The sequence below is a fragment of the Streptomyces sp. NPDC050263 genome (genome assembly GCF_040655955.1).
Classification (GTDB): domain Bacteria; phylum Actinomycetota; class Actinomycetes; order Streptomycetales; family Streptomycetaceae; genus Streptomyces.
Map to the genome: position 1 here is coordinate 1 of NZ_JBFAKW010000136.1, position 23153 is coordinate 23153.

At 69.1% G+C, this 23153-nt stretch carries 19 protein-coding genes; 6 read left to right on the top strand and 13 right to left on the bottom strand.

What is annotated here, in order from left to right:
* Positions 1 to 364: 364 nt before the first annotated feature.
* The gene (locus AB0J04_RS38280; protein ID WP_363173246.1) at positions 365 to 1195 is read left to right on the top strand and encodes an IS5 family transposase; all 831 of its coding nucleotides are present in this window, start codon (positions 365 to 367) and stop codon (positions 1193 to 1195) included.
* Here AB0J04_RS38280 and AB0J04_RS38285 read toward each other — a convergent pair.
* Both AB0J04_RS38285 and AB0J04_RS38290 read right to left on the bottom strand, forming a co-directional pair.
* Entirely contained in the window at positions 1113 to 1679 is a 567-nt protein-coding gene (locus AB0J04_RS38285) for a hypothetical protein (protein WP_363173247.1), read from the bottom strand. The two genes, AB0J04_RS38280 and AB0J04_RS38285, sit on opposite strands and share 83 nt — an antisense overlap.
* A gap of 184 nt (positions 1680 to 1863) precedes the next feature.
* Positions 1864 to 3141 carry a nucleotide sugar dehydrogenase gene (locus tag AB0J04_RS38290; protein WP_363173265.1) on the bottom strand — a complete coding sequence of 426 codons (1278 nt, stop codon included), beginning with the start codon at positions 3139 to 3141 and terminating at the stop codon, positions 1864 to 1866.
* Positions 3142 to 3401: 260 nt separating this feature from the next.
* Between AB0J04_RS38290 and AB0J04_RS38295 the strand changes: the two genes are divergently transcribed.
* From AB0J04_RS38295 to AB0J04_RS38310, 4 genes are all read left to right on the top strand, one after another.
* Positions 3402 to 4472 carry a GDP-mannose 4,6-dehydratase gene (locus AB0J04_RS38295; protein WP_363173248.1) on the top strand — a complete coding sequence of 357 codons (1071 nt, stop codon included), beginning with the start codon at positions 3402 to 3404 and terminating at the stop codon, positions 4470 to 4472.
* Positions 4473 to 4477: 5 nt separating this feature from the next.
* On the top strand, positions 4478 to 5629 hold the full coding sequence (locus AB0J04_RS38300; RefSeq protein ID WP_363173249.1) for an MraY family glycosyltransferase: 1152 nt from the start codon (positions 4478 to 4480) through the stop codon (positions 5627 to 5629).
* Positions 5630 to 5759: 130 nt separating this feature from the next.
* On the top strand, positions 5760 to 6869 hold the full coding sequence (locus tag AB0J04_RS38305; RefSeq protein WP_363173250.1) for a glycosyltransferase family 4 protein: 1110 nt from the start codon (positions 5760 to 5762) through the stop codon (positions 6867 to 6869).
* Between the two features lie 26 nt (positions 6870 to 6895).
* Complete coding sequence (locus tag AB0J04_RS38310) at positions 6896 to 7645, top strand: FkbM family methyltransferase (RefSeq protein WP_363173251.1); 750 nt, start codon at positions 6896 to 6898, stop codon at positions 7643 to 7645.
* Positions 7646 to 7718: 73 nt separating this feature from the next.
* On the opposite strand, the gene AB0J04_RS38315 is transcribed toward AB0J04_RS38310, so the two are convergent.
* The 11 genes from AB0J04_RS38315 to AB0J04_RS38365 all read right to left on the bottom strand — a co-directional run bounded on the left by AB0J04_RS38315 (position 7719) and on the right by AB0J04_RS38365 (position 21485).
* Positions 7719 to 8882 (bottom strand): glycosyltransferase family 4 protein, encoded by a 1164-nt coding sequence (locus AB0J04_RS38315; protein WP_363173252.1) that lies wholly within the window; start codon positions 8880 to 8882, stop codon positions 7719 to 7721.
* A complete protein-coding gene (locus tag AB0J04_RS38320; RefSeq protein ID WP_363173253.1) occupies positions 8882 to 9580 on the bottom strand; it encodes a WbqC family protein in 699 nt (232 codons plus the stop codon). Before AB0J04_RS38320 ends, AB0J04_RS38315 begins: the two co-directional genes overlap by 1 nt.
* Positions 9581 to 9626: 46 nt before the next feature.
* The gene (locus AB0J04_RS38325; protein WP_363173254.1) at positions 9627 to 11264 is read right to left on the bottom strand and encodes a GNAT family N-acetyltransferase; all 1638 of its coding nucleotides are present in this window, start codon (positions 11262 to 11264) and stop codon (positions 9627 to 9629) included.
* Between the two features lie 129 nt (positions 11265 to 11393).
* The gene (locus AB0J04_RS38330; protein ID WP_363173255.1) at positions 11394 to 12500 is read right to left on the bottom strand and encodes a glycosyltransferase; all 1107 of its coding nucleotides are present in this window, start codon (positions 12498 to 12500) and stop codon (positions 11394 to 11396) included.
* 34 nt (positions 12501 to 12534) lie between these two features.
* On the bottom strand, positions 12535 to 13257 hold the full coding sequence (locus tag AB0J04_RS38335) for a PIG-L deacetylase family protein (protein WP_363173256.1): 723 nt from the start codon (positions 13255 to 13257) through the stop codon (positions 12535 to 12537).
* Between the two features lie 320 nt (positions 13258 to 13577).
* Positions 13578 to 14903: a hypothetical protein gene (locus tag AB0J04_RS38340; RefSeq protein ID WP_363173257.1), complete on the bottom strand. Its 1326-nt coding sequence runs from the start codon at positions 14901 to 14903 to the stop codon at positions 13578 to 13580.
* A 113-nt stretch (positions 14904 to 15016) separates the two neighbouring features.
* Entirely contained in the window at positions 15017 to 16414 is a 1398-nt protein-coding gene (locus AB0J04_RS38345; protein WP_363173258.1) for a hypothetical protein, read from the bottom strand.
* A 76-nt stretch (positions 16415 to 16490) separates the two neighbouring features.
* The gene (locus AB0J04_RS38350; protein WP_363173259.1) at positions 16491 to 17471 is read right to left on the bottom strand and encodes an NAD-dependent epimerase/dehydratase family protein; all 981 of its coding nucleotides are present in this window, start codon (positions 17469 to 17471) and stop codon (positions 16491 to 16493) included.
* Positions 17468 to 18637, bottom strand: a complete 1170-nt coding sequence (locus AB0J04_RS38355; protein ID WP_363173260.1) for a glycosyltransferase — start codon at positions 18635 to 18637, stop codon at positions 17468 to 17470. Before AB0J04_RS38355 ends, AB0J04_RS38350 begins: the two co-directional genes overlap by 4 nt.
* Before the next feature lie 94 nt (positions 18638 to 18731).
* On the bottom strand, positions 18732 to 20555 hold the full coding sequence (locus AB0J04_RS38360) for a DUF4012 domain-containing protein (protein WP_363173262.1): 1824 nt from the start codon (positions 20553 to 20555) through the stop codon (positions 18732 to 18734).
* 96 nt (positions 20556 to 20651) lie between these two features.
* On the bottom strand, positions 20652 to 21485 hold the full coding sequence (locus tag AB0J04_RS38365; protein WP_363173263.1) for a glutaminyl-peptide cyclotransferase: 834 nt from the start codon (positions 21483 to 21485) through the stop codon (positions 20652 to 20654).
* 197 nt (positions 21486 to 21682) lie between these two features.
* Between AB0J04_RS38365 and AB0J04_RS38370 the strand changes: the two genes are divergently transcribed.
* Complete coding sequence (locus AB0J04_RS38370; RefSeq protein WP_363173264.1) at positions 21683 to 23125, top strand: polysaccharide biosynthesis tyrosine autokinase; 1443 nt, start codon at positions 21683 to 21685, stop codon at positions 23123 to 23125.
* The last annotated feature ends 28 nt before the right edge of the window (positions 23126 to 23153 follow it).

The window sequence follows — 23153 nt, forward strand, 5'->3', positions numbered from 1 at the left end:
GCCTCGTTTCCGACCGCACCGCCGAGCGGTGATCGCCCACCAGCCAACCCGCCAGGCCGGCACACCCCGACCTCAGTCGCGCACCACGTCGTAAGTGCGTTGTGGCAAACCGGATCTCGTTCGAGGTGTGCGGCGCGGGTGATCATCTGGACGGAGGTTCGGGTGCGGCCGCGGGCATGAGAGAACGGGCCCCTTGGTAGTGACGCGGTTACGACACCAGCACGACCAAGGAAGCCCGTTGCCTGATCAGTTGAGCAGTATCTCTGCGCCTGCGTCCACCGCGGTCACTCCTGGGTGTGACTGCTACGTGCACCGGTTCGGTTCGATCGCGCCGGGACGGCGGGCAGGCTGCTATCCGAGTGACATGACGGATGCGGAGTGGGCCGAGGTCCGCGCCGCGATGCCGGTGCCGGCGTGGCTCCTCAGGCGGGGCGGGCGTCCGGAGGAGTTTTGCCACCGCGAGATGCTCGACGCCGTGCGCTACCTCGTCGACAACGGCGTGAAGTGGACGGCCCTGCCGGTCGATTTCCCGTACTGGCGGGCGGTCTACGACTTCTTCCGCCGCTGGCGGTCCTACGACTACGTGCGTGAACTGTACGAACGCCTGCGACGTTCGGCGAGGGAGCGCGCCGGCCGCAACGCCGAGCCCAGTGGCGGGATCATCGACAGTCAGTCGGTGGACGCCTCCGAAACCGTTGGCGAGGACAGCCGCGGATACGACGGCGGCAAGTCACGCGACGGGCGCAAGCGTCACATCCTGACCGACACCGAGGGCCTGCTCCTGGAGGTCACCGTGACCACAGCGGACGTCCACGACTCCAAGGCCGCCCCCGCACTGCTGGAGACATTCATGGAGCAGCCGGGCCGGCTGCTGAAACTGGTGTGGGTGGACAGCGCCTACCAGGGTCCGGCGCTGGCGAAAGCGTTCGCCCGTCACGGAGTCCGGACCGAGGTCGTGCGCCGCTCCGACGGACAACGCGGATTTGTCGTACTCGCCCGCAGGTGGGTCGTGGAGCGAACGCTGAGCTGGCTCTCCCGCTCACGCCGCCTCAACCGCGACCACGAACGCCGCCCCGACCACCACGCCCAGATGGTGTGGTGGGCCGCCGTGATCAGGCTGTCCCGGCGCCTGGCCCAAGACGCTCCGCGCTGGCCGGAGAAGCGCCCCGGCCGACTGCCCCGGGCTCGGGCATGAACCGGCCGTCCTCCGCCCGCACCAGCCAGCCCCGCTTCTCCAGCACATAGGCACGATGCCGGATCTTCTCCACCTCGTTCTTGATCTCCGCTTCCCGGCCCACCGCCCGCGTCAGCTCCACCCCGTTCACCGGCCCCGAAGCAGCCGCCACCGCGGCGAACACCTCCCGATAGAGGCCGCTGAGCACCTCCTCCCCCATGCCCGACCGCCACACCGGCGGCCGCTCGCCATGCACCGCGCCGGGGCCGCTCGATCCCACGGCGACAGCCATCTCACCACCAGAAGGCACGGAAACCGGCGTATTCACCGGGCTCTCCTCGGCCAGCACCGACACGAGCTCCTCACGCCCCACCCGGGCCCGCTCGACCCGCTCCCGCGCGGCATCCACCTCCGCCTGAGCCTGCTCCAGGACCTCCGTCCAGGACTCCAGATCCTGCCTCGCCCGCGCCTCACGCCGTTCCATCAACCCCAGCACCGACGGCATCGCAGCCTCCTCGATCCACAACAAGCCGTCCGCTGCCTGCCCCTACCCCACCGCGACCATGCCCCGCACACGAAGAAGCCCCTGCTCACCGAACAGGGACTCCCTTTGCCACAACGCACTCACAAACACCACACCGAGGGGAAGGTCGGAGTTCCCCGTCGCCTTCAGCAGCGGTACCCAGTGCTCACAGGACCTCGACCTGCTCGCCCCGGCAGCGGTTTCGGGTGTCGAGGACGTATGACGCCGTTTGTTCGACGAGCGAGTAGTCGAAGACGTCGTGGTCGGTGGCTACGACGACCACGTCCGCCGCCCGGATCTCCTCTTCGGTGAGCTCCACGCGCATGATGTCCGGGGGCAGCAAATGGGAGTCGGTGTACGGTTCCACCGCGACGACATGGGCGCCGAGCTTGCACAGCGCCTGGGCGAGCATGACGGCCGACGACTCGCGGATGTCCCCGGTGTTCTTCTTGTAGGCCAGACCCAGTTGCAGGACCCGGGATCCCTTGACCGACTTGGCGCGCTCGTTCAGCCCGCGAGTGATCCGCGAGGTGACATAGGCGGGCATCTGGTCGTTCATCTCGTTCGCCAAGGAGATGAAGCGGACGTCCTGCCGCAGCAGCCTCTTGACCTGCCAGGACAGATACGAGGGGTCGACCGGCAGGCAGTGTCCGCCCACGCCGGGGCCCGGAGTGAAGGGCATGAAGCCGAACGGTTTGGTGGCCGCGGCCTCGATGGCTTCCCAGATGTCCGCCCCCAGCTGCCGTGAGATCATCGCCATCTCGTTGACCATCGCGATGTTGACGTGCCGGAAGGTGTTCTCCAGCAGTTTGGTCAGTTCGGCGGTGCGGCACGAGCTGACCGGCACGGTCCGCTCCACGATGCGTGAGTAGAACCGCTCGACGCTGCGCAGTGAGGCGGGGTCGATGCCCGAGGTCACCTTCGGTGTGTTCTCGAGGTGCCAGTCGGGGTTGCCGGGGTCGATGCGCTCGGGACTGTATCCGAGGTGGAAGTCCACGCTCGCCTTCATCGAACTGCCTTCTTCCAGCAGTGGACGCAGCAGGCACTCGGTGGTTCCCGGGTACGTGGTGGACTCCAGGACGACGGTGGCGCCGGCCGTGATGTGAGGGGCGATGCTCCGGCCCGCGCCTTCCACGAAGCTCAGATCGGGCACGCCGTCACGCAGCGGCGTGGGCACCGTGATCACACACACGTCGAAGCCGGCGATCCGGTCGTAGTCGGTGGTGGGCTCGTAGCGGCCACTGTCCAGCGCGGCCGCCAGGCATGCGCCGTCGACACCTTCGATATAGGAATCGCCTGAGGCCAAGCGTTTCACGCGTAGTTCGTCGGTGTCCACGCCGACCACACAGAAGCCGGCATCCACTGCCCGTACAGCGAGAGGGAGTCCCACATATCCCTGACCGACGACAATCAGTTTCTCTTGCTCGTGCCGGTCGTGCGCCATCATCACCGTGACCTCCTGGACGGTTAGAGTTCTACCAGTCAATTGAGGCACATGCGATGCGCAGTGGGCCCATTGGCGCGTCATGTCTCCGCGACATCACTCCAATCGAGTATCAGGCAGCCATGGCGAAGTAACTCCAGGCGTGTCGATGTTTCAATTTCCGCTATTTCTTCCATAGATGAATGTTGGGCTCGGTATGACGATCGATCTCCGTGGGAGTTGTCCCACAACCACCCCCCCCCCGAACCGGAGTGGCCCGGATGGATCCTTGTTCGAAGTACTTGGTCACCGGTGGAGCCGGTTTCATCGGCTCGCACCTCGTGGACGCACTGTTGGCCGAAGGAAAGGAAGTGGTGGTCCTCGACAACCTCGCCACCGGGCGAATGGCCAACCTCGCCAGGGCGCAGGAGCATCCACGCTTCCGCTTTGTCCACGGCTCCGTGCTGGACGGACTCCTGGTCGATGAGTTGGCGGGAGAGTGCGACACCGTGGTCCATCTGGCCGCCGCCGTTGGGGTCAAACTCATCGTCGAGCAACCGCTGAAATCATTCATCACCAACATCAGGGGTACCGAGACGGTCCTCGAGTCGGCCCAGCGTCACTCGCTCAGGGTTCTGGTGGCCAGTACCTCGGAGATCTACGGCAAGAACTCATCCGGACCGCTCAACGAAACCTCCGACCGAATCCTGGGCAGCCCTTCAGTGGTCCGCTGGTCGTACAGCACGGCCAAGGCGGTCGACGAGATCCTCACCGGTCTGTACCACCGGGAGCGGGGCCTGAACTCGACGATCGTCCGGTTCTTCAACACCGTCGGCCCTCGCCAGAGCCCTGCATACGGGATGGTGATTCCGCGCTTTGCCCGGCAGGCGGTGCGTGGAGAGCCTCTCACCGTCCATGCGGCCGGTCGGCAAAGGCGCTGTTTTCTCCATGTCGCGGACGCGGTCGAGGCCCTGATGCTCCTGCTGGAGAATCCAGGGGCGGAAGGTGAGACGTTCAATGTCGGCTCCTCCGAAGAGATCAGCGTCCGTGAACTCGGCGAGCGGGTCATCGCCCAGGCGGGGAGTGTCTCTTCGGTGGAATACGTGCCGTACGCCGAGGCATACGGAGCAGGTTTTGAAGACATGCAGCGCAGAGTCCCGGAAACCACGAAACTGCGCGTGCTGACGGGGTGGCAGCCCCGGCACGACCTCACCGACGTGCTCACCGACGCCATCGCGGACGCCCGCGACGAGATGAGCCGCTTGGCGTCGACGAGTCTCCCGGGCGGCAGGGCGGAGCGTCTTCCCGCGGCCACCGCGAGCGTCGTCAAGACCGCGCTGGCGGGTCAATGAGTCCTTTGCCGACGACGGTGGCGGTCGGCTGCGTGGCCCTGTCGTTCGGTGCGCTGCTGACGGAACCGCTGCGGCGTTTCGCCCTGCGTCACGGCGTCACCGACCGGCCCACCGGCCGCAAGGGCCATGCCCGGCCGACCCCGTACCTCGGCGGGATCGCGGTCGCCGTTGTCACGCTCGCCGCGGGCGGCGGCACGGCGGTCGCCGGAGGTTTCGGGAGCTCAGGCCTCGCGGTACTGCTCGGGGGTGCCGCAATCATGGCGGTGCTGGGGCTCATCGACGACCTGCGCCCGCTGGGCCCGGCGTTGCGGCTGGGCGTGGAGACGACGGTGGCCTTGGCCGTGGTGCTGGTCGGGGGACATCCGACGGTCTTCGGCGGCTGGCTCGACGCCGCCCTCGCCGTCATGTGGATCGTCTTCACCACCAACGCGTTCAATCTGCTGGACAACATGGACGGAGCGGCTTCGTCGGTGTGTGCCGCCATCGGCGGATTCCTGTGCTGGCACGCGTGGTCGAGCGGACAGGCCGGGCTGGGAGTGGTCCTCGTGGCTCTCTCCGGCGCCTGTCTGGGTTTCCTCCTCCATAACTGGCACCCGGCACGGATCTTCCTCGGCGACTCCGGGTCCCTCTTCATCGGCTTCACCCTGGCGTCCGCGTCGGTGGTGCTCCACAAGGACGCGGCCGGCCTCGCCGTGCCGGCCGGGCTGCTGGTCACGACGCTGGTCGTGACGGTGGACACCGCACTCGTCATGCTCTCCCGTTACCGGGAGGCGAGGCCGCTGCTGCAGGGGGGACTGGACCATGCGTCGCACCGGCTGCGCCGGATGGGACTGACGGTCCGGCAGACCGTCGTGGCCATCGGGACGTTCGCGGCCCTGGGCGCTCTGTCCGGAGCGCTGCTGGCACGGGGCGTCCTGCCGTCGGGTGGCCTGCTCCTGGCAGCCGCTTTGGTTGCCCTCGCCACGGTGGCGCTGTTGCTGAGAGTTCCGTCACTTCCCGGCGGGGCGCCGTCCGCAGCACCCAGGCGAGGGCTCTCCGTGGGGTGGCAGCTGGCCCGTCAGACAGCCGGGGAGCCCTCGAACGTACGGCAGGATCCCAGCCCTCTCGGTCAGTCCGGCGCGGCCGGCGCCCGTGCTTCCACTGGTCTTATTCAGTGAGCATCGGCGGGGCGGGCGGCGGGGGAGCGGAATGGGAGGCGATGCTTCGTCGACATAGGTATTCGAGTCGGCCGTGGGATGGAGCGATACTGCCGTGCGCATCGTCCGGGTGAGCTACAGGGTTCCTCCCATGCCGGGTGGACTTGAACGCCATGTCGAGAGCCTGACGCGCGAGCAGGTCGCTCACGGGCACCAGGTGACCATGGCGTTCCGCCACGGCTCAGTGGTCCCGCAGGGGGCCACGCGGCTGCCGCTGCGTGCCGCCACGCTGTCCCGGGCGCTGGCACCCGCGTCCGACCGGCTGGCGTTCGGGGCGGAGGTCGCAGCCGCAGTCCGGCGTCTGTGCGCCGGTCCGGGTTCGCCCGGCGTGGACCTGGTGCATCTGCACGGCGACCATCTTGAGGCCTCCCTGCTCGGACCCGTGTGCCGACGTCTTGGCATCCCGCTGTTCCTGACCGTCCACGGGGCCCTGACCCAGCGTCATCGCCGCCTGGCACGGCACGCCTTCAAACATGTGGCGGCCTTCATCGCCCTCGGATCGGCCACGGCGGCGGACCTCTTCGCACGAGGGGTGGACGAGCGGCGCGTTCTCACCATGTCGAGCGGCCTGGAGTTGTCCGCCATGCCGTCGCCGACCGGCCCCCCGCCTCGTGAGCCGGGGCTGATCGTCAGTGTCGGCGCCCTGGATCCGGTGAAGAACCACGGCCTGCTCATCGAGGCGTTCCATGAACTCGCCCGCAGTCGGCCGACGCTGCGCCTGGTCGTCATCGGCGACGGGCCGGAGCGGGACCGGCTGGCGCGGCTGGCGGCGGCCGGACCGGGAGTGGAGCTGTCCGGCCCGCTCTCGCGGCCGGACGTCTACCGGCTCGTGCGCCGGGCCGAGGTCTTCGTACTGGCCTCGCGTCGGCTCACCGGCAAGGGAGAGGGCGTACCGACGGCGGCGCTGGAGGCACTCGCTCTGGGTACCCCCGTGGTGGTGTCGTCGGAGGCCTCGCTCGACCCCGTGGTCACCGACCACGAGGCCTACCGGATCTTCCGGTCAGGGTCGACGGCCGACGCGGTGCGCGTGCTGGGCGGTGTGCTGGACGACGACCAGGCCCGGAACAAGATGAGCGCGCTCGGAGTACGGGCAGCCGCCGCGCTGGACTGGGCGCTGGTCGCAGAGCGTGTCGAGAACTGGTACCGGGTGGGCCGCGGCAGCGGTGTTCCATCCGAACTCCAACGGAATCCCAACCCGTGACGGCGGGAAGCGAGAGGGCGGCAAGTATGCGTATTTTCCTCGATGTTGGCGGTCATTACGGCGAAACCCTTGATGTCGCCCTGGATCCCCGGTGGGGGTTCGACAAGGTCTTCTGCTTCGAACCGGCCAGGCCCTGCCGTCGCATCCTGCGTGGCTTCCGCGATACCAGAGTGCGTGTCGTGCCGGTGGGGCTGTCCAACAGGACTGGACGGACGACCCTTTACGGGACGGGCCTGCTGGGCGGGAGTGTGTACGCAGACAAGAGGCAGTTCGACGCGCACGTGGAGGCGGAGACCGTCGACCTGGTGAGGGCCACGGACTGGCTGCTGGCCAACACGTCGGGCGACGATGAGATCTATCTGAAGCTCAACTGCGAAGGCAGTGAGTGCGACGTCCTCGAGGACATGCTGGACAGCGGCGTGATCGACCGCCTGTGCTGCATCTACGTCGACTTCGACGTCCGTAAGATCCCGAGCCAGGCGCACCGGCAGGCATTTGTGGAGGAGCGTTTGCGGCAACAGGGCCGCCGGTTTGTCACCCCTGAGACGCTCACCGCTCCCGGCGGCAGCGCGGCCGTACGGGAGTGGCTCACGGCGGTGACACCGGCGTCCCCCGCCGCCTCCGGCACGCTGCGCTACCGGCTGGGTCTGCACCGCCCCCTCTATGTCTGGGCGAGAACGGCGGCGAGAACCGCCCTTTCGCCCCCCGTCTACTCGCTGGCGGCCCGACGCCTTGGCGCGCAGTCGAGGCAGCGCGCCAAGGCTGCCACTACCTGATCAGGATCTGACGGCGAGTGACAATCGTGCAGTGGTCACCCGCCTCCGCCGTGCCCAACCAGGGCCCGTGCGGTCACGGCGCGCAGACGCTCCGGAACAGGACGGCCAGCGCATCGATGTTTGTGTCGAAGCCGTACTCCGCGAGAACCCGGCTCCGCACCGAGGCCAGTTGTTCCATGCTGGGAGGGGACTCCAGGGCCTGACGGACACCGGACGCGATCGCAGCGGAATCGGGCCGCACCAGACGGACGCCGTCCCAGTCCGCGCAGGCCGCCGGGATCCCGCCCACCGATGTGGCCACGAGCGGCACCTCCGCGCTCGCGGCTTCGAGCAGGGTCCTCGGCAGCCCCTCGTCCCGGGAGGAGATGACGAAGAGATCGGCGCGGGCGAGCTCGGCGCGGATATCGTCGACGTCACGTGCTCCGAGGAACTCGACATGGCCGGACAGCCCCAGACGTGCCGCCTCCTCGGCGAGATGGCCCCGCAGCGGTCCGTCGCCCACCACGCGCAACCGCAGCTCCGGATGCGTGCCGACCAGTTCGGCGAGCGCCTCCAGCAGCAGGTCGTAGCCCTTCGACGACACCAGTCGGCCCACCGTCAGCAACTGGGGGGCGCGGGTGTCGGACAGCGGCGGCCTGTCACGCTCAAGCCTCTGTTCCCACACCGGGAGTAGCCTCGGCGGTACGAGGACCGAGGGGATGCCGCGCCGGTCCAGGGCATCGAGCATCGACCGGGCGACGACCCTGCGGCCGCCGGCCCTACGGGCGAAGAAGACCACGGCCCGGCGCAGCACCGCGCGGCGCCACCGGCCGAGGGAGGCCACCGGCAGATGCAGATAGTCGCCGTGAATCTCCATCAGCCACGGACGACGCACGATCAGCGAAACGATCGAGGCGGACAGCCAGCCCCATGGCTCGCCACCGTTGAGGAGCACGGTCTCGCCCCTGCGAACGGCCGCGCGCGCGAGACGCACCCCGATCCGCACCGAACCGGCGGCCCAGAGCAGGGAGTGCGGACCGGGGCGGCGCGGCCGCTGTACCACCTGCAGGGGGCCCCGACGGGAAACCAGACGCGGCCCCGACCAGACGCAGCAGGCATGACCGAGCCGATCGGCCAGCGCCCCCCACGTGCGGAGGTTGGGAGAATCCCTGACCTCGGGCTGCTGGTGCCCGGAGAACGTCACGACGGTGACGCAAGGCAGGGGCGCGCGGACGGCGGGGGAGGGCGGCGTGGTCATCACAGGTCGCTGAGCTGGTAGCGAGACAGCAGCAGCGGGAGCTCGGCCTGGGCGAGCCGCGACCAGGCGTCGACCGCGGAGAGGCAGGGAACGAAGGAGTCGCCGCCCTGGGCGTACGCGGGGTGGTCGAAGTCGAAGAACCGTACCCGGATTCCGTGTTCGGCGAAGGCGGCCAGGTCCAGGTAGTCGCGTCCGGAAGGGCCCGCGATGTACTCGGCGGCGCCCACCGCCCTGCACAGGTCGAGGATGAGTTCGCTCTTGCTCCCGGTGGCCGCGAGTTCACTCGCGCAGACCCGCGCAACCTTGACCTCGAACTGAGGGAACAGCCAGTCCGCGATGTCCAGGTTGAGGTCGGCCAGCAGGGAGCCGGGTGCCGCCGCGTCGATCAACGCCAGCAACCCCTCGAGCCGGCTGGCACCGGGGGTGCCGGCCACCGCCTGGACGAGACGTCCGCGGTAGCGCCGCAGCCAGTGCGGTGTGCCCGCGACCCGGACATCGCGGATCAGTGTGCCGAACGGCGCGTCGACCGGGACGGTGAGCCATGTCTGCTCCCCGTTCAGGAGCACCCGGTTGCGGTTCTGGAAATAGTTCTTCCGGTACGGCACCGAGTCGAGCACGATCCACAGGTCCGAGGCCGCGACCTTGGCCAGAAGGCCCAGCCACGGCAGGTGCTCCGGCTGGTGAATCGTCACCCTCATGTGAGCAACTCCGGGCCGCGCCCGCACTGGGGATTGCCGCTGAACATCAGGTATTCCTCCCGGGGAACGCCGGCCGCCACAGCGACCGCGACAGCCAGGCGGCCGGACCGGCGCCCTGGGACCGCAGAGAACGGAGCGTCACGGCGAGGGCCGAGGCTACGGGTTCGGTGTCGAAAACCGCGGCCCGTTGGACGAGTTCGGTTCGCGCTGCTTCGGGGAGCGGCGTTCGTGCGGCCTCGACGGCCAGTTCGGCCATCCGCTCGAGGTCGCCGTCGGGAGCCACGTACCGGTCCCGCAGCTCGCCCATGACGTCCGCGCAGCCGCCGACGTCGAACGACACACAGGGGACTCCGACCGCCATCGCCTCGACAAGGACCCGAGGAAAGCCCTCCTGGCGTGAGGGCACGAGCAGACAGCCCGCTTGTGCCATCACTCGGACGACGACGTCGTTCGGCACGCGGCCCGCCATCAGCACAGGCTCGGGGGCGAGCTGTGTGACCAGCAGACCGTCTCCCAGGACCAGGAGTTCGGCGTCGGGCAGGTCCTTGCGGATCTCCGCCAGCAGCCGCGGCAGTCGGTCCGCGCCGCGGATGGCGTCGAGGCTGTGCACGTAGAGGAACCGGTGGGGGGCCTTGAGCCACCGCCGGACGATCGGCTCCCAGGCCGGCTCGGGCCCGTCGGTGAGGGTACGCAGCGCTTCGCCGTTCACGTCGTTGCAGGCGAGCAGCATCCGGTCCCGGTCGAGACCGTAGCGCCCGGCGTACTGGTCGATCAGGCGTGGCGGACCGGTGACGACCGCGTCGACCATCCGGCGCAGCACTTGGCGGTGGACGAGCCGTCCGGCGCGCGCGCGAAGGCCGAGGCGGGCTCCCGAGAGGACGCCGACGCCGCCCGACGACCACAGCGCGACGCGCCATCCGCCCCCCATCCGCCCGGCCAGCCACAGCAGCGCCGCCAGTTTCCAGTGGATGCGGACGAAGACGACATCGACTCTTTCCCGCCGCGCCCGTGCCACGAGGCGGAGGAAGGCACGCGCCCAGTCGAGGCTCAGTCGCAGCGGCGGCAGGTCCGTGGGGTCGCCGTACCGTACGGCGGTCGCCCGGCACGTATGTGACAGGGCGTCGATGAGGCCCGGGACGTGAGAGGCGTGGCCGCTGCGCATGCCCGCTGTGTTGAAGACGTACCACACGCGCAGCTTCTCGACGGGAATCAGCGGGTCGGTCGAGAGCAGCAGTTTTCCGGCCGGTGTGGTCCCCCTGACGCGGAAGCCCGCGCGGGTGTACAGGGCGATCGCCGGCCGGTTGCCGGGATCGCAGTTGATCGTGACCGCCCCGGACGACTGGGCGAACAACCGGGCGAGGAGCCAGGAGGCGACACCCGTGCCCCGATGGCGCGGATCGACGGCCACGCGGTTGACGTGAACGCCGTCCGGGCGGCTGGTGGCGACCAGGAAGCCGACCGGCTTGCCCGACTCCTTGGCGACCAGGCTCAGTTCCCGTTTGCCGGGCAGGGGACGGGTGAAGTTCTCGAGATCCCAGGGCCTGTCGTCGTAGTGGGCGCTCTCCCGGTGGACGAGTCGTTCCAGTTCGACGAGGGCGCCGAGCGAGTCGTCCGGCAGGTCCGCCAGGAGGCACAGCTCGTAACGGTGCGGACCGCTCGGGATCGTCTCCACGGCACCGTGCATCCGGTTCCTCCCGGTCTCGTATTGATTCGTCCGCCAGACTGGCACGGTGCGACGGGGTGGCTCGCGCCGACGGGCCGTCCACCGAACCGGTCCACGCGGACGGCGTATCCCGCGTTCCGGGCGGAGCGGTCAGCCTCGGCGTGCCTCGGCCGACATGGTGGCGTAGAGCTCGTCGAACCAGTCGGCGGTCTCCGACACGTCCACCTTGGCGGCGTCCGCGCGGGCCCCGGCAGCGAGGACCCGATGGACCTCGGGCCGCATGGCCCGCAGCACGCCCTCCGCGAAGGCCTCCGCCGAGCCTGCCGGAGTGAGGATGCCGTTACGGTTGTCGTCGATCAGCTCGGGGACGCCTCCGACCGCGGTGGACACCACGGGTACGCCCGCCGCGATCGCCTCCATCACCACCACCGGCATCCCTTCGCTGTCCGAGCACAGGAGCAGGGCGTCCGCAGCGGCCACCAGGCGGTTGGCGTGCGGCACCCGGCCCAGGAAGCGGACCCGGTCGGTCAGTCCCCGCCGGTCGACCTCAGCCAGGACCCGCGCCCGCAGGGGACCGTCCCCGGCGAGTACGAAGAGCGCGTCGGGTCGACGCGCGAGCACCCGCGACGCCGCATCGATCAGCAGCAGGTGGTTCTTGGCAGGCTTCATGTTCGCCACGAAAGCGAGGACGAACGCGTCCTCGGGGATCCCGAACTCCTTCCTTACCTCGTCCGCGTGGTCGGCCCAGTAGCGCTGCCGCCCGACGTCGATGCCGTGGATCCTCGTGCGGATACGACGCGCTCCCCGCGCACTGCGCGACACGGCGACCTGGGGAGAGACCGCCACCACCAGATCGTCGAAGCGCCGGGTGGGACGGTTCAGCAGCATGGCCAGCGAGCCGTAGTACTCCTGGTGGACCGTCGAGATCAGCAGGGGTCGGGGCCGCATGAGGCGGACGAAGGGACGCAACGCCGTCGCGGGAGACGGCGAGTGCACATTGATCACATCGGGCGCGAGGCCTCTGACCACACCGATCAGCCTGGCATAGCGGCGCCACCGCGGGCAGCCACGCAGGTCGACGACCCTCACCCCGGCGGACCGGAGAGCATCGCACAGCTCGTCGGTCGCCGCCTGCATGAAGACGACGGTGTACTCCAGTCCGGCCCGCCGCTCCCGGCGGAGGCGCTCGACGAGCAGAACCTCTGCGCCACCGGCATCAAGAGTCTTGATAACTTCGCAGATCCGCGTTGTGGTCATCACCGGAGGGGCCCGACCCGATGGCTCACGCCCTTCATACCAGGGCTCCTTCCAGGCGCGACACCTCGAACGCCTCGCCGTGACGGGCGCGCATCTCGTAGCCCCGGTAGCGCGATCGGGCCTCGACGCCTTCGATCCACTGCTCGCCGTATTTCTCGTACTCAGACTTGTGCTGCCGCAGGGCCTGCAGTTTCTGTTCGATGGTGTCGTCGATGCTGATGTACAACTGCGGGCGGAAACCGACATAGCTGCGACCGGAGGGCACGATGGGCTCGTACATCACCACGGAGTTGTAGTACCTGCTGGCCGCGATGGTGGCCAGCGCGGTGTTGGCGTGGGACCGGTGGGTGTCGAACGGCCAGTGCGTGAAGACCATGGTAGGGCGGAAGTCGTCGACGACCTCGTTGATCGCTTCCACGACGGTTGAGTGGTTCTCCACGTCCTTCGCCGGAAACCGGAGGATGTCGAGCTCCTTCACTCCGAGCGTCGCCGCGGCCTCCCTGCCCTCGGCCACCGCCACATCCGCGTCGCGGAAGTGACTGCCGTTGTAGTTCGTGTACTCCGAGGTGCTCATCACCAGGAAACGCACCTGCGCTCCCGCGGTGACCAGCTTGGCGGCGGTGCCGCCCGCCGCCAGCTCGATGTCGTCGAGATGGGCCCCCACGAACAGACTGCGCTCGAACATCGGGTTGCTGCAGAACATCACGTCTTCCTTTCGGGGAAAGCTTGCCGACAGGCAGCGGGTAGCGTCGCTCATGAGGGAGCTTCACGTCCGGCCCGGTGCAGCAGACGATGGCGGATGCCGGGCGCGGACCCGACGGGCAGCCCCGAGGCGGTGCAGCGCCATCCCGAAGTCGGTCAGTGGCCGGCAGTTTGTACGGGATCCGCATCTGGAAGCTGCTGTCGCGGGGCAGAACTGTCGTCGGTAGCCCTCCCGTTCGTCGCGTGCGTTCAGGTCTTCGAGACCGCGCCTCGGCCTCAGCGTCGCACGCACAGGGCCGCGCGCCTGCGCCGACGAGCCGCCCCGGAGATCCGGTGTACCCCGACGGCGTACACCGACGGGAATCGCGCGCCGGATCAGTCGGCGTGGGCTGTGCGGGTCCCCGGACACGGCTGCGGCGTGCGTACTGCTGACCACGGCACTCGGGACCGTGAACTGACCGTCGGCGCTTTGGCCAGCGGGAGGAAGGACTGACGGTCAGCCGGCACATGACCGACAGTGGCTGCCACGACCAGGCCGAGGATCCCCCATCCCACACCGGGGAAGGCACCGGTGGTGTTGAACCACACAGCCACCGTTGCCAGAACGGCACGGGTGAGCCGGTCGCTGTTCCGCCACGCGCGCCAGAGGAGCAGGAGGAAGGTGAACAGCCCGAAGACGCCCAGGAAGGCCGCGACATCCAGATACACGTTGTGCAGACCGTAGATGTGCGTTTGCAGGTACGTGCTCATCAGCGCGTCGCGATCCGCAGTCGTCCAACCGCCGCCGAACAAGGGGTTGGTGGCAGCCATGGTCGGCCAAAAGGACTGTGCCTGGGTGGCGTGGATCTGAAAGGTCACGGCCATGTCGGGGCGGAGCAGTGGGATCGCCCAGCCCGCGCACACCATCGCGCCCACGATGGTCCAAGGATTGATCCGGCTCGTCCTCGCCTCACGGGAATGGGAACGCCGGGCCAGGCTCAGCACGGTCACCCCGGCCAGTGCTCCGGCCGACGCCAGGATCCCCTTGGAGCCGATAAGGCCGACCATCCCCCCGCAGAAGAAAAGGATCTTAAGGCCCTTGTTGGACTCCGCGACGCCGAGAACGACCAGCACCGCGGCGACCAGCGCGACCTCGTTGGGGCCGCCGGGCAGTCCGTACCAGCGTGGGAATGTCTCTCCGAAGAGGGGCACCGCGGCGAGCACTCCGAACAGAGCCCAGCGTACGGTCCGCCACACGTCGCAGTCCCGGGGCAGGAGCAGGCCCACCGCGGCACCGGCAACGACCGGTTCCACGACCCGGAGGAAGCTCGCCGTGCTCCCGGGCCCTTCGCCCAGGCTGCTGCGGAACACCCCGAGGAGCAGAAACACGCCCAGCACTTTCAGGACTGGCGTCGGCCGGCGGCGACGGGGGTGGATCAGGCTGGCGAAAGCGAGCAGGACCAGCAGCACATCGCTTACGTGGATCGTGGCTTCACCCAGTTGTCCCACGCGAGGCCACGCGGTTGGCGGGGTTACCACGAAGACGCCTGTCAGGAGGAGGACGAGTCTGGGCTGAGCCGTTCCGATGAAAAGGAGAACTCCGATGAGCAGCGCCACCCCGACAATGAGGTGGACTTGCCCGAGCCCGGTAAGCACGGCGAGGAGTGTCATGACGGCGGCACCGGCCAAGGGCCAGGTGACCTTCTCGGGTGTGGTCCGCATGTCTAATCTGGATCCCTCCGCGGTCCACGAGGACCGCATTGCGCACGGATCGCCGGTCGGCGGCGGACCGGCCCGAGTGGTGATGTGACACGGAGTCTTCGGCACGCAGGCGTTCAACTCCCCTGCTGCAGAGTGCCACGTGGTGTCTTGAGGAGGCCCGGGAAGGGTGCGGCGTTCGCCTCCGACAGGGTCCGGGTGAGGAGCCGCAGCAGAACGAACCAGCCGACCGTGCTCAGGAACAGCAGGCCCAGCGACCCCCACGCGAAGGCCAGTACCATCCGTTCCGCACTGCTCCAGACCTGAGTGACGCCGGCCAGGAGCCCGAGCTGGCACGCGCCCTCGACGGTCAGAAAGGCCAGCCGGACCCCCGGGAACCCCAGGGCCGACGGCAGCACCTTGCTCCAGACCACCGTGCCACGCAGCGCCGCTCCCGCCAGCAGCACCACCGCCGCCGCCGACAGAACCCTGAACTCCAGTCCGTACACGAGGCCGATGAGCGCACCGATGGATTCGGACGCGGCCACCACCGCGACTGCTCCGACGGCTGCGGTGAGCGCACTGGTGCGCAGGGCGTCGCGCGTCACCGCCGTACGGCGCCCCTGGGCCGCGGCTCGTGCCAGGCGTGGGTAGAGCTGGGCCGCCGCGGGACTGACGAAACTTGTGAAGAGACGGCCCGGCGCTGCGGCGAGCTTCACGTACGTCACGAGCGTCGGCCCGCCCAGCAGCCCGGCCAGTACCGAGACGCCGCTGTCCGACGCCACGGAGACGGATCCTGTCGCCGAACTCTTCACCATGAAGGGCACCAGGCCGGTTGGCATTTGGACCGGGCCGGCGGTGGGCGGGCCGCATGCTTCGCGCACCCGCCGACAGGCGCTGGTGGTGAGAACGACCGTGGAGAGGAGCGCCGAGACCACGGTCGCCGCGAGGTAGCCGACGGGACCGGCGGCCAGCAGACCCGCCAGCGTCACCACACAGCCGAAGACGGCCAGGACCAGACGGATCATGCCGAGCCTGGGAAGCCGGTCGGCGAGTGCGTAACCGGCCGAGGCGCTGCCGGAGGGCGTCGCCGCTCCGGCAGCCAGCACGGCCGGCAGGAGAAGCCACAGCTGATGCGTGGAAATCCATCCGATCGCCGCTGCGACCACCGCCGCGGCCACACCGACAAGGGTGGCGAGCACCCCGGCCGCGACATCCAGCCGGACAAGCCTGAGGTACAAGCGAGTGCCGCGGCCGCGGCCACGGAGTTGCTCGGCCGGGACGAACCGCTGCTGCGCGTCCTCGAAACGCGGATCCCACAACAGGAACCAGATCGATGCCACCGCCTGGGCGAACAGCACCTCTCCCGCCCCGGCGCCGCCGCCCATTCTGACCAGCGCGGCGGTGGTGGCGAACGACAGGGCCGACTCGATCTGACCGGCGGCCGTGAGCGAGCCGAAGGTCCGCAGATGCCTCTGCCACGGCCGCCGCTTCCTTGCCGGCCCGGCGTGTTGCTGTCGCTGGGTCTCCTTCACAGGACCCCGTCGCGCTCCCTCCGGATGTGACCGTGCAGCATCGTCGGTTCCACCAGCCGACGTGCGGTTGTCGGGGTCAGAGCACACCGGCACCAGCCGGTTCGCCGGCTGACTGTGCCGCGTACTCCGGAAACCCGCGGAACCACCGCACCGTCTCCGCCAGCCCGTGGTCCAGCGGCACAGGGGTGACATCAGGGAAGAGCCCACGCAGCACGCCGTCGGCGGCCTGGGAGTCACGGACGTCTCCGGGACGGGCTGCCAGGTGTTCCACGGTGGGCGGCGGGCCTCCCACCGCCGTGGCGAGACGCTGGATGAGCTCGCGGATGGAGACCCGGGTGCCGAAGGCCAGGTTCACGGGACCCGCGCAGGTGACTTGGCGGAGCGCGGCGTCGGCCAGGACCCGGACAACGGTGCCGACATAGGTGAAGTCACGCGTCTGCAGACCGTCGCTGTGGACGGTTACCGGTGCTCCGCGCAGCATCGCGTGGATGAACGCGGGGACGACCGCGGCATAGGCGTGCCCCGCGGGCTGGAGCGGTCCGTACACGTTGAAGAAGCGCAGCGCTAGCACGGGGAGGCCGAAACTGGCTCCGTGCGCGAGTACGTACGCCTCCGTGGCGAGCTTGCTCGCGGCGTAGGGGCTGAGAGGGCGGGTCGGCAGGTCCTCGTGCTTGGGCAGCGTGGCGACCGCTCCGTACACGGATGACGAGGAAGCGGCGACCAGATGAGTGCCTCGGCGGCGGCACGCCTCCAGCACCCGTACGGTGCCGGTGGCGTTGACTTCGTGGCTGGCGAAGGGATCCGCGAGTGAACGGGGGACGGACGGGCGCGCGGCCAAGTGCACCACCGCGTCCGCCGAGGACACCACGTCGTCCAGCAGATCGGTGTCGAGGATGCTGCCTTCCACCAGTTCCGCGTCGACGCCCTTGAGATTGGCCGCGCGGCCGGTGCTGAGATCGTCCAGGGCGGTGATCCGCCCGACGCCGGGGCGGGTGGAGAGTTCACGGCACAGGTTCGCCCCGATGAATCCGGCTCCGCCGGTGACTACTACGTTCATTGCCCTTCACCCTCTGTTGGAGTAGGCGGCCACCAGCCATGCGCCACGGCGATGGAGGCGTACAGGCGGTGGGTGTCGTCGACCAGGCGCTCCGCGCCGAAACGGCGGGTGGCCCAGGAGCGGGCGCGCTCGCCCATGTCGTGGCGCAGGCGCGGGTCACGAAGGAGACGCACGGTGTGGCGGGTCAGCTCCGGGGCGTGAGGGCCGCACAGCAGCCCGGTCTCCCCATCCCGTACGACCTCCGCCACGCTGCCCACGTCGGTGGCCACCACGGGCACCCCCGCCTGGCCCGCCTCGATGAGGCTGACCGGCATCCCCTCGTTGTCGGAGGTGAGCAGGACCACGTCCGCCGCCGCGTACACGGTCTCCACGTCGGTGCGCCAGCCCAGGCGGTGGAGAGCACCGTCCAGGCCGGGGTTCTGCTGCAGCGCGGGTCCCAGGTCGCCTTCCCCGCACATCAGGAAGTGGGCTTCGGGGACCGCGCGGCGTACCTCCTGCGCAACGGCCAGGAAGCGGTCCGGCCGCTTGATCTGCGTCACCCGGCCGACATAGGCCACCACCGGGGCGTCCTGGGGGAGGCCCAGCATCCGCCGAGCCTCGGAACGCTCCGGCGGTGCGGGGAGCAGGGTGCCGGGCGGCACCACCGCATACTGCTCCGTCCGGCCGATTCCGGCGGCGAGGAGTTCGTCGCGCACTCGTTCGCCGACCGCCACCAGCCGGTCGGTGCCCCGCGCCAACTGTCGCTCGGCGTGCACGACCAGTCTGGTCTTGCGCGGTGAGAAGTAGCCGTGCAGCAGATGCCCGTGAAACGTGTGTACCCGGGCGGGGACGCGGGCCGTGGTCGCCGCGATACGCCCGAGCGCCCCGGCTTTGGCCGTGTGCGTGTGAACAATGTGCGGACGGAATTGCCGCATTGCCCCGACGAGTTCCCGCAGCGCCCGGACGTCATCAGCGGGCCGCACCGCTCGCCCCAGGAAGGGCACACGGGACACCGCCACATCGGTGGCCGACCTTTCGATGTAGTCCGCTTCGTCCGGTCCGACGGAACCGGCGAACAGCCGGTGGTCGAAACGCTCGGTGTCCAGGCCGCGCATCAGGGCGGAAACCTGGAGGGCCGGGCCACCGATGTTCATCCTGGCGATGACTCTTATGACGCGGAGACGCATAGATGGTGACCTCGCTTTTCGGAATTCGAATGAGCGCCGGCTCAAGAATGTTCCGGCCGGGGCCGGGTGCCCGATCACGGGGAGCTCGTTGCGTCTATTCGCAGACGGACACGGCCTCCAAGCGGGCGCGCGTCGGTGTGACCAGCGGCTGGTCCAGCAGCACGGGGGTGCGGTTGCTGATCGGTTCCAGGAGGTCGAGCGTCAGCGTACGGCTGCTCTGCGCGGGCAGTTCCACATCCAGCGTGTAGACGGCGTGGCCGCGTTCGACGCTGTTGCCCACGGTGACTGGCTGACCGTCCAGGGTGGCGCCGGTCAGGCGTGCGCCCGAACTGGCGTAGTAGGAGACGAGTGATCGGTTGTCCCCCGGCCGGGTGGGGTACGGCGGCTTGTCGACGCGCTGAGTGACATAGGGGGGGAGCCCCGACGCGGGGGCCCGGTTGTCGAGTGTGACTCGCGCGGTGACCTTTCGTCCGTGCGGGGTGCAGTTGCCGGGAATCCAGTGCAGCTTCCGCTCCAGGTAGTAGTCGAGCTTGCCGCCCGCGGCGTTGTTGACCACCACTCCCGCGATCGGTCCGGGCTGCGACGGCAAGGCTCCGGCCAGGGGGTGCTGCTGCAGCAGGCTTTGTTCCCGACGCTCGGCGCTCCACACTCTCAGGCGTCCTTGTTGCGTGATGTCGTAGGCCGCCTTGAGTAGTTCCGGCAGCTGCCCAGGGGTGCTCAGGGCACTCGTGAACCTCGTGGCGGCGGCGCGGGCGACACCGAGGAGGAACGCCTTGCGCTCCCGGCTGTCGGCGAAGCGGGCATAACCGGTGCGCTCGGTGAGGTCCAGTACGTTGTCGGCCGTGAGCGCCGTTCCGTCGGGCAGTCGGCCTGGGCCCGTCGCCTGCAGAAGCCTCGCCAGAGCGCTGGGATCCACGGCGGCCGCACCGTCCACCCGCTGTCCGCTGTGCTTGCTCCACGCAGCCGTCCAGATGCGGGCCGCGTAGGGAAAATGAGGACTGACGTTCGAGTTGGCCCAGGTGCCGGTGGGGTCCATGGCGCCGTACTGAGCACGGTACTCGGCTCCCAGATCGACGGCGGGGCGCACACTGGCCAGCATGGTGTCGGTGCCGAAGGTCTCGAACCGCAGCCTTCCCTGATCGGCCGTCAGTACGGCGAAGGCTCCGGGGAGGCCTCCGGTGCCTCTGGCTTCGGCGGTGTTCTGGACCACGAGAATGTAGCGCCGTGGGCCGTCCACTCCGAGCATGGAGGGAAGCACGCGGCCCGCCACCGCCATGTCGGCCATGGCGGGGGCCGTCTGTTGGAGCTGAGAGACCAGCTGGGCACGCGCCCCATCGAGCCCCGGCACCCAGGACACACGAGGCAGCCCATCGGCGAGAGAGCGAGCGTCGGCGGCAGCCCGTGCGGCCTGCTCAAGAGCCGGGGCCCTGCCGCGGAGTTCGGACAGGAGGGCCTGCAGCCCGTCGTGGCGGGCATCGTCGGTCGGCCGCGCCGCAAGTTCCACCATCGGCGGCAGTACGTCACCGGCCAGACGGTCGGCGGCCTGGGCGATGCCGCGAACCGTGGTGACTGGCCGGCCCAGACAGGGCACGTGCGAAGCCATGTACCAGGCGGGCCCGGTGGTGAGTCGATGTGCCCGGGCGGCATGTGCCGCCGCGGTCTGCATCGTTCTCTCGGGGCTCACCGAAGTGCCGTTTCCTGATGAGCCCGTGACGGATTGCTTGAGCGCCGACAGCTCTCCCTCCAGGTTCAGCAGCTCGGAGCGGGCGAGCAGCCCGGTGACCCCGATCCAGGCGGCGCCGGCCACGCACAGCACGGCGGCAGCCAGCAGTGTGTTCCTGACCGAAGGGCGCCGAAGGGGTCTGCGCAGGCGGAAGACGCCCTGGGCGGGACCGGGAGGCCCTGGGACGGCAGGCACATGTCGCTCCGTCATGAGACATGAATACATGGACGGACGGAGTGGCCGACTGTCGAGCGATCGGTGTTGCGCGTAAGTCACCTGATGGGGTGGCGCTCACTCCTCCTCCGTGCCCCTAGTGGGTGAGCCCGGCGCGGGAACGAACACCACACGGAACACCCTGGGCCAGAACTTGCCGGTGACCAGGAACTGGTTGGTGCCGGGGACGGCCGCCACGCCGTTCAGGACGGAACCGTCCACGCGTTCGTTCTCACGCAAAAGCCCGGTGGCATCGATGCTCGCTCTCACCGCACCGGTGGCGGGGTCGATGCGCACGATCCGATCGGTGAACAGGACGTTGGCGTACACGGCGTCGCCGACGCACTCCAGTTCGTTCAGCTTCGTCACCGGTCGCCCGTTCTCGGTAACGACGATGTCGCCAGTCTTCGCGAGCGTCCTCGGGTGCCGGAACGTCAACCGGGACGAACCGTCGCTCGCCACCAGCCGGTTCCTGGACCGCTGGTGGCACACCCCCCAGCCCTCGTCGGGGTACAGGACGCGGCGCACCTCCTCCAACGTCCTCGCATCGCGCTCGACGGCGATCCTGTTCCGCCAGGTGAGCTGCCAGAGCGTCCGGCCGACGACGGTGATCCCCTCGCCGAACAACGGCGCCGGCATGTCCACACGGGCCGTGGGTCGACCGCCGGGCGGGCCCGCCCGTACCGACGACCGCCCGGCCAGACCGGTGCCTTCCCACACCGTGTCACCGGCCATCTCCAGTCCCTGGGTGAAGGCCAGCGGATCGTGCGGCAGGACCTCCAGCACCTTGACCCGCAACCGCTCCACATCGTCCGCGGATGCCACTGCGCCCCCCGCGGTGCAGGAGGTGCAGCACAGGAGCAGCGCCCCCGTGAACACGGACGCCATCACGACGCCTACGCGTTCAGGCACGGCAAGCACCGCTCTGTTTTGACGGCGTCATCTTCTCCACTCTCGTCGGTCGACCTTCTGCCTACAGGGCTGTTCGCGGGCTGACATCGGGGTGGTTCCCTGGATCGAGATGTTCTAGCCCCTACTGTTCAGCAATACACATAGGGGATAAACCTCATCTTTTGATGGTTTCCCTCGGTCCTTTTGAGGGGTGCAGTTTGGATCTCCACGGATTCCTGAAGGCTCTTGCCCGACGCTGGGTGACCGTCGCGGTCTGTCTGGTTCTTGCGGTGGGGGCGGCGCTCGCCGTCACGAACCTGAGCACCCCCGTCTACGCTGCCAGCACGCAACTCTTCGTCGCCACTCGCTCCGGTGAGGACGCCGCTCAGCTGAGCCAGGGGCAGAGCTTCTCGCAGGCGCGCGTGCAGTCGTACGCCGCCATCGTGCCGACCCGTAAGGTGACCGGGCCCGTGGTGCGTGAGCTGAAGCTGCGCACCACACCGGAGGAACTGGCGTCCCGGATCACCGCGGAGGCCCCGCTCAACACGGTGCTCATCAACATCACCGTCCGGGACACCGACCCCAAGCGTGCCGCGAGGGTCGCCAACGCCGTCGCGGCGGGTTTCAGCGCAGTCGTGGAACGGCTGGAGACACCCAGGCCGGACCAGGCGGCGGCGCGCGAACAAGATGCGCCTGACCCCGTCTCGCCGGTCTCGCTGGGCGTCACCCAGCAAGCGGTAGCACCCGCTGATCCCGTCTCGCCGCGCCCGCTGCTCAACCTGGCCGCCGGAGTGCTCGCCGGACTGCTGCTCGCCGCCGGACTGGTCGTCCTGCGTGAGACCCTCGACACCACCCTCAAGACCGTCGAGGCGCTCGGCGAGTTCACTGGTCTGCCCAGCCTCGGAGCCATTCCGTACGACAAGAGCACACCCGCACAACCACTCATCACCGCCGCCGGTCACTCCAAGTGCGCCGAAGCCTTCCGCAAGCTGCGCACCAATCTGCAGTTCGCCCAGGTCGACGACCGACCCCGGATCATCGTGGTTACCAGTTCGTTGTCCGGCGAGGGCAAGACCAACACCTCGGTGAACCTGGCCCTCTCCCTCGTTGAGGCGGGTGTCTCCACCTGTCTGGTGGACGCCGACCTGCGCCGTCCGTGTGTGGCTAAGACCTTCGGCCTCGTCCAGGATGCCGGACTGACCACCGTGCTCATCGGACAGGCCCGGGCCGAGGACGTGACGCAACAGGTGGGCAACGGGCTCTCTGTGCTGGCTGGCGGTGCCGTGCCGCCGAACCCCACCGAGTTGCTTGCCTCGGCCCGTATGAACGAAGTCCTGCATGACCTCGCGAACAGGTACGAGGCGGTCATCGTCGACTCGGCGCCGCTGCTGCCGGTAGCCGACACCCTCGGACTTGCCTCGCTGGCCCAGGGCACGCTGCTCGTCGTCCGGGCCTCGAAGACCAGCCGTGACCAGGTCCGCACCGCCACCGATGCGCTGGAACGGGTGGGCGGCCGCATGCTCGGCACCGTCTTCAACATGGCCGTGCCGCCGAAGGGCGACCACTACGGCACCTACGGGGCGTATGGCGAACTGCCCGCGCCCCGTTTGTCGGCCCATCAGAAGGAGGCCACCGTGGCGGACCTCGCGGGTGAGAAATGAGCCGGGGGCTGCGGGTCTGACGTGCGGC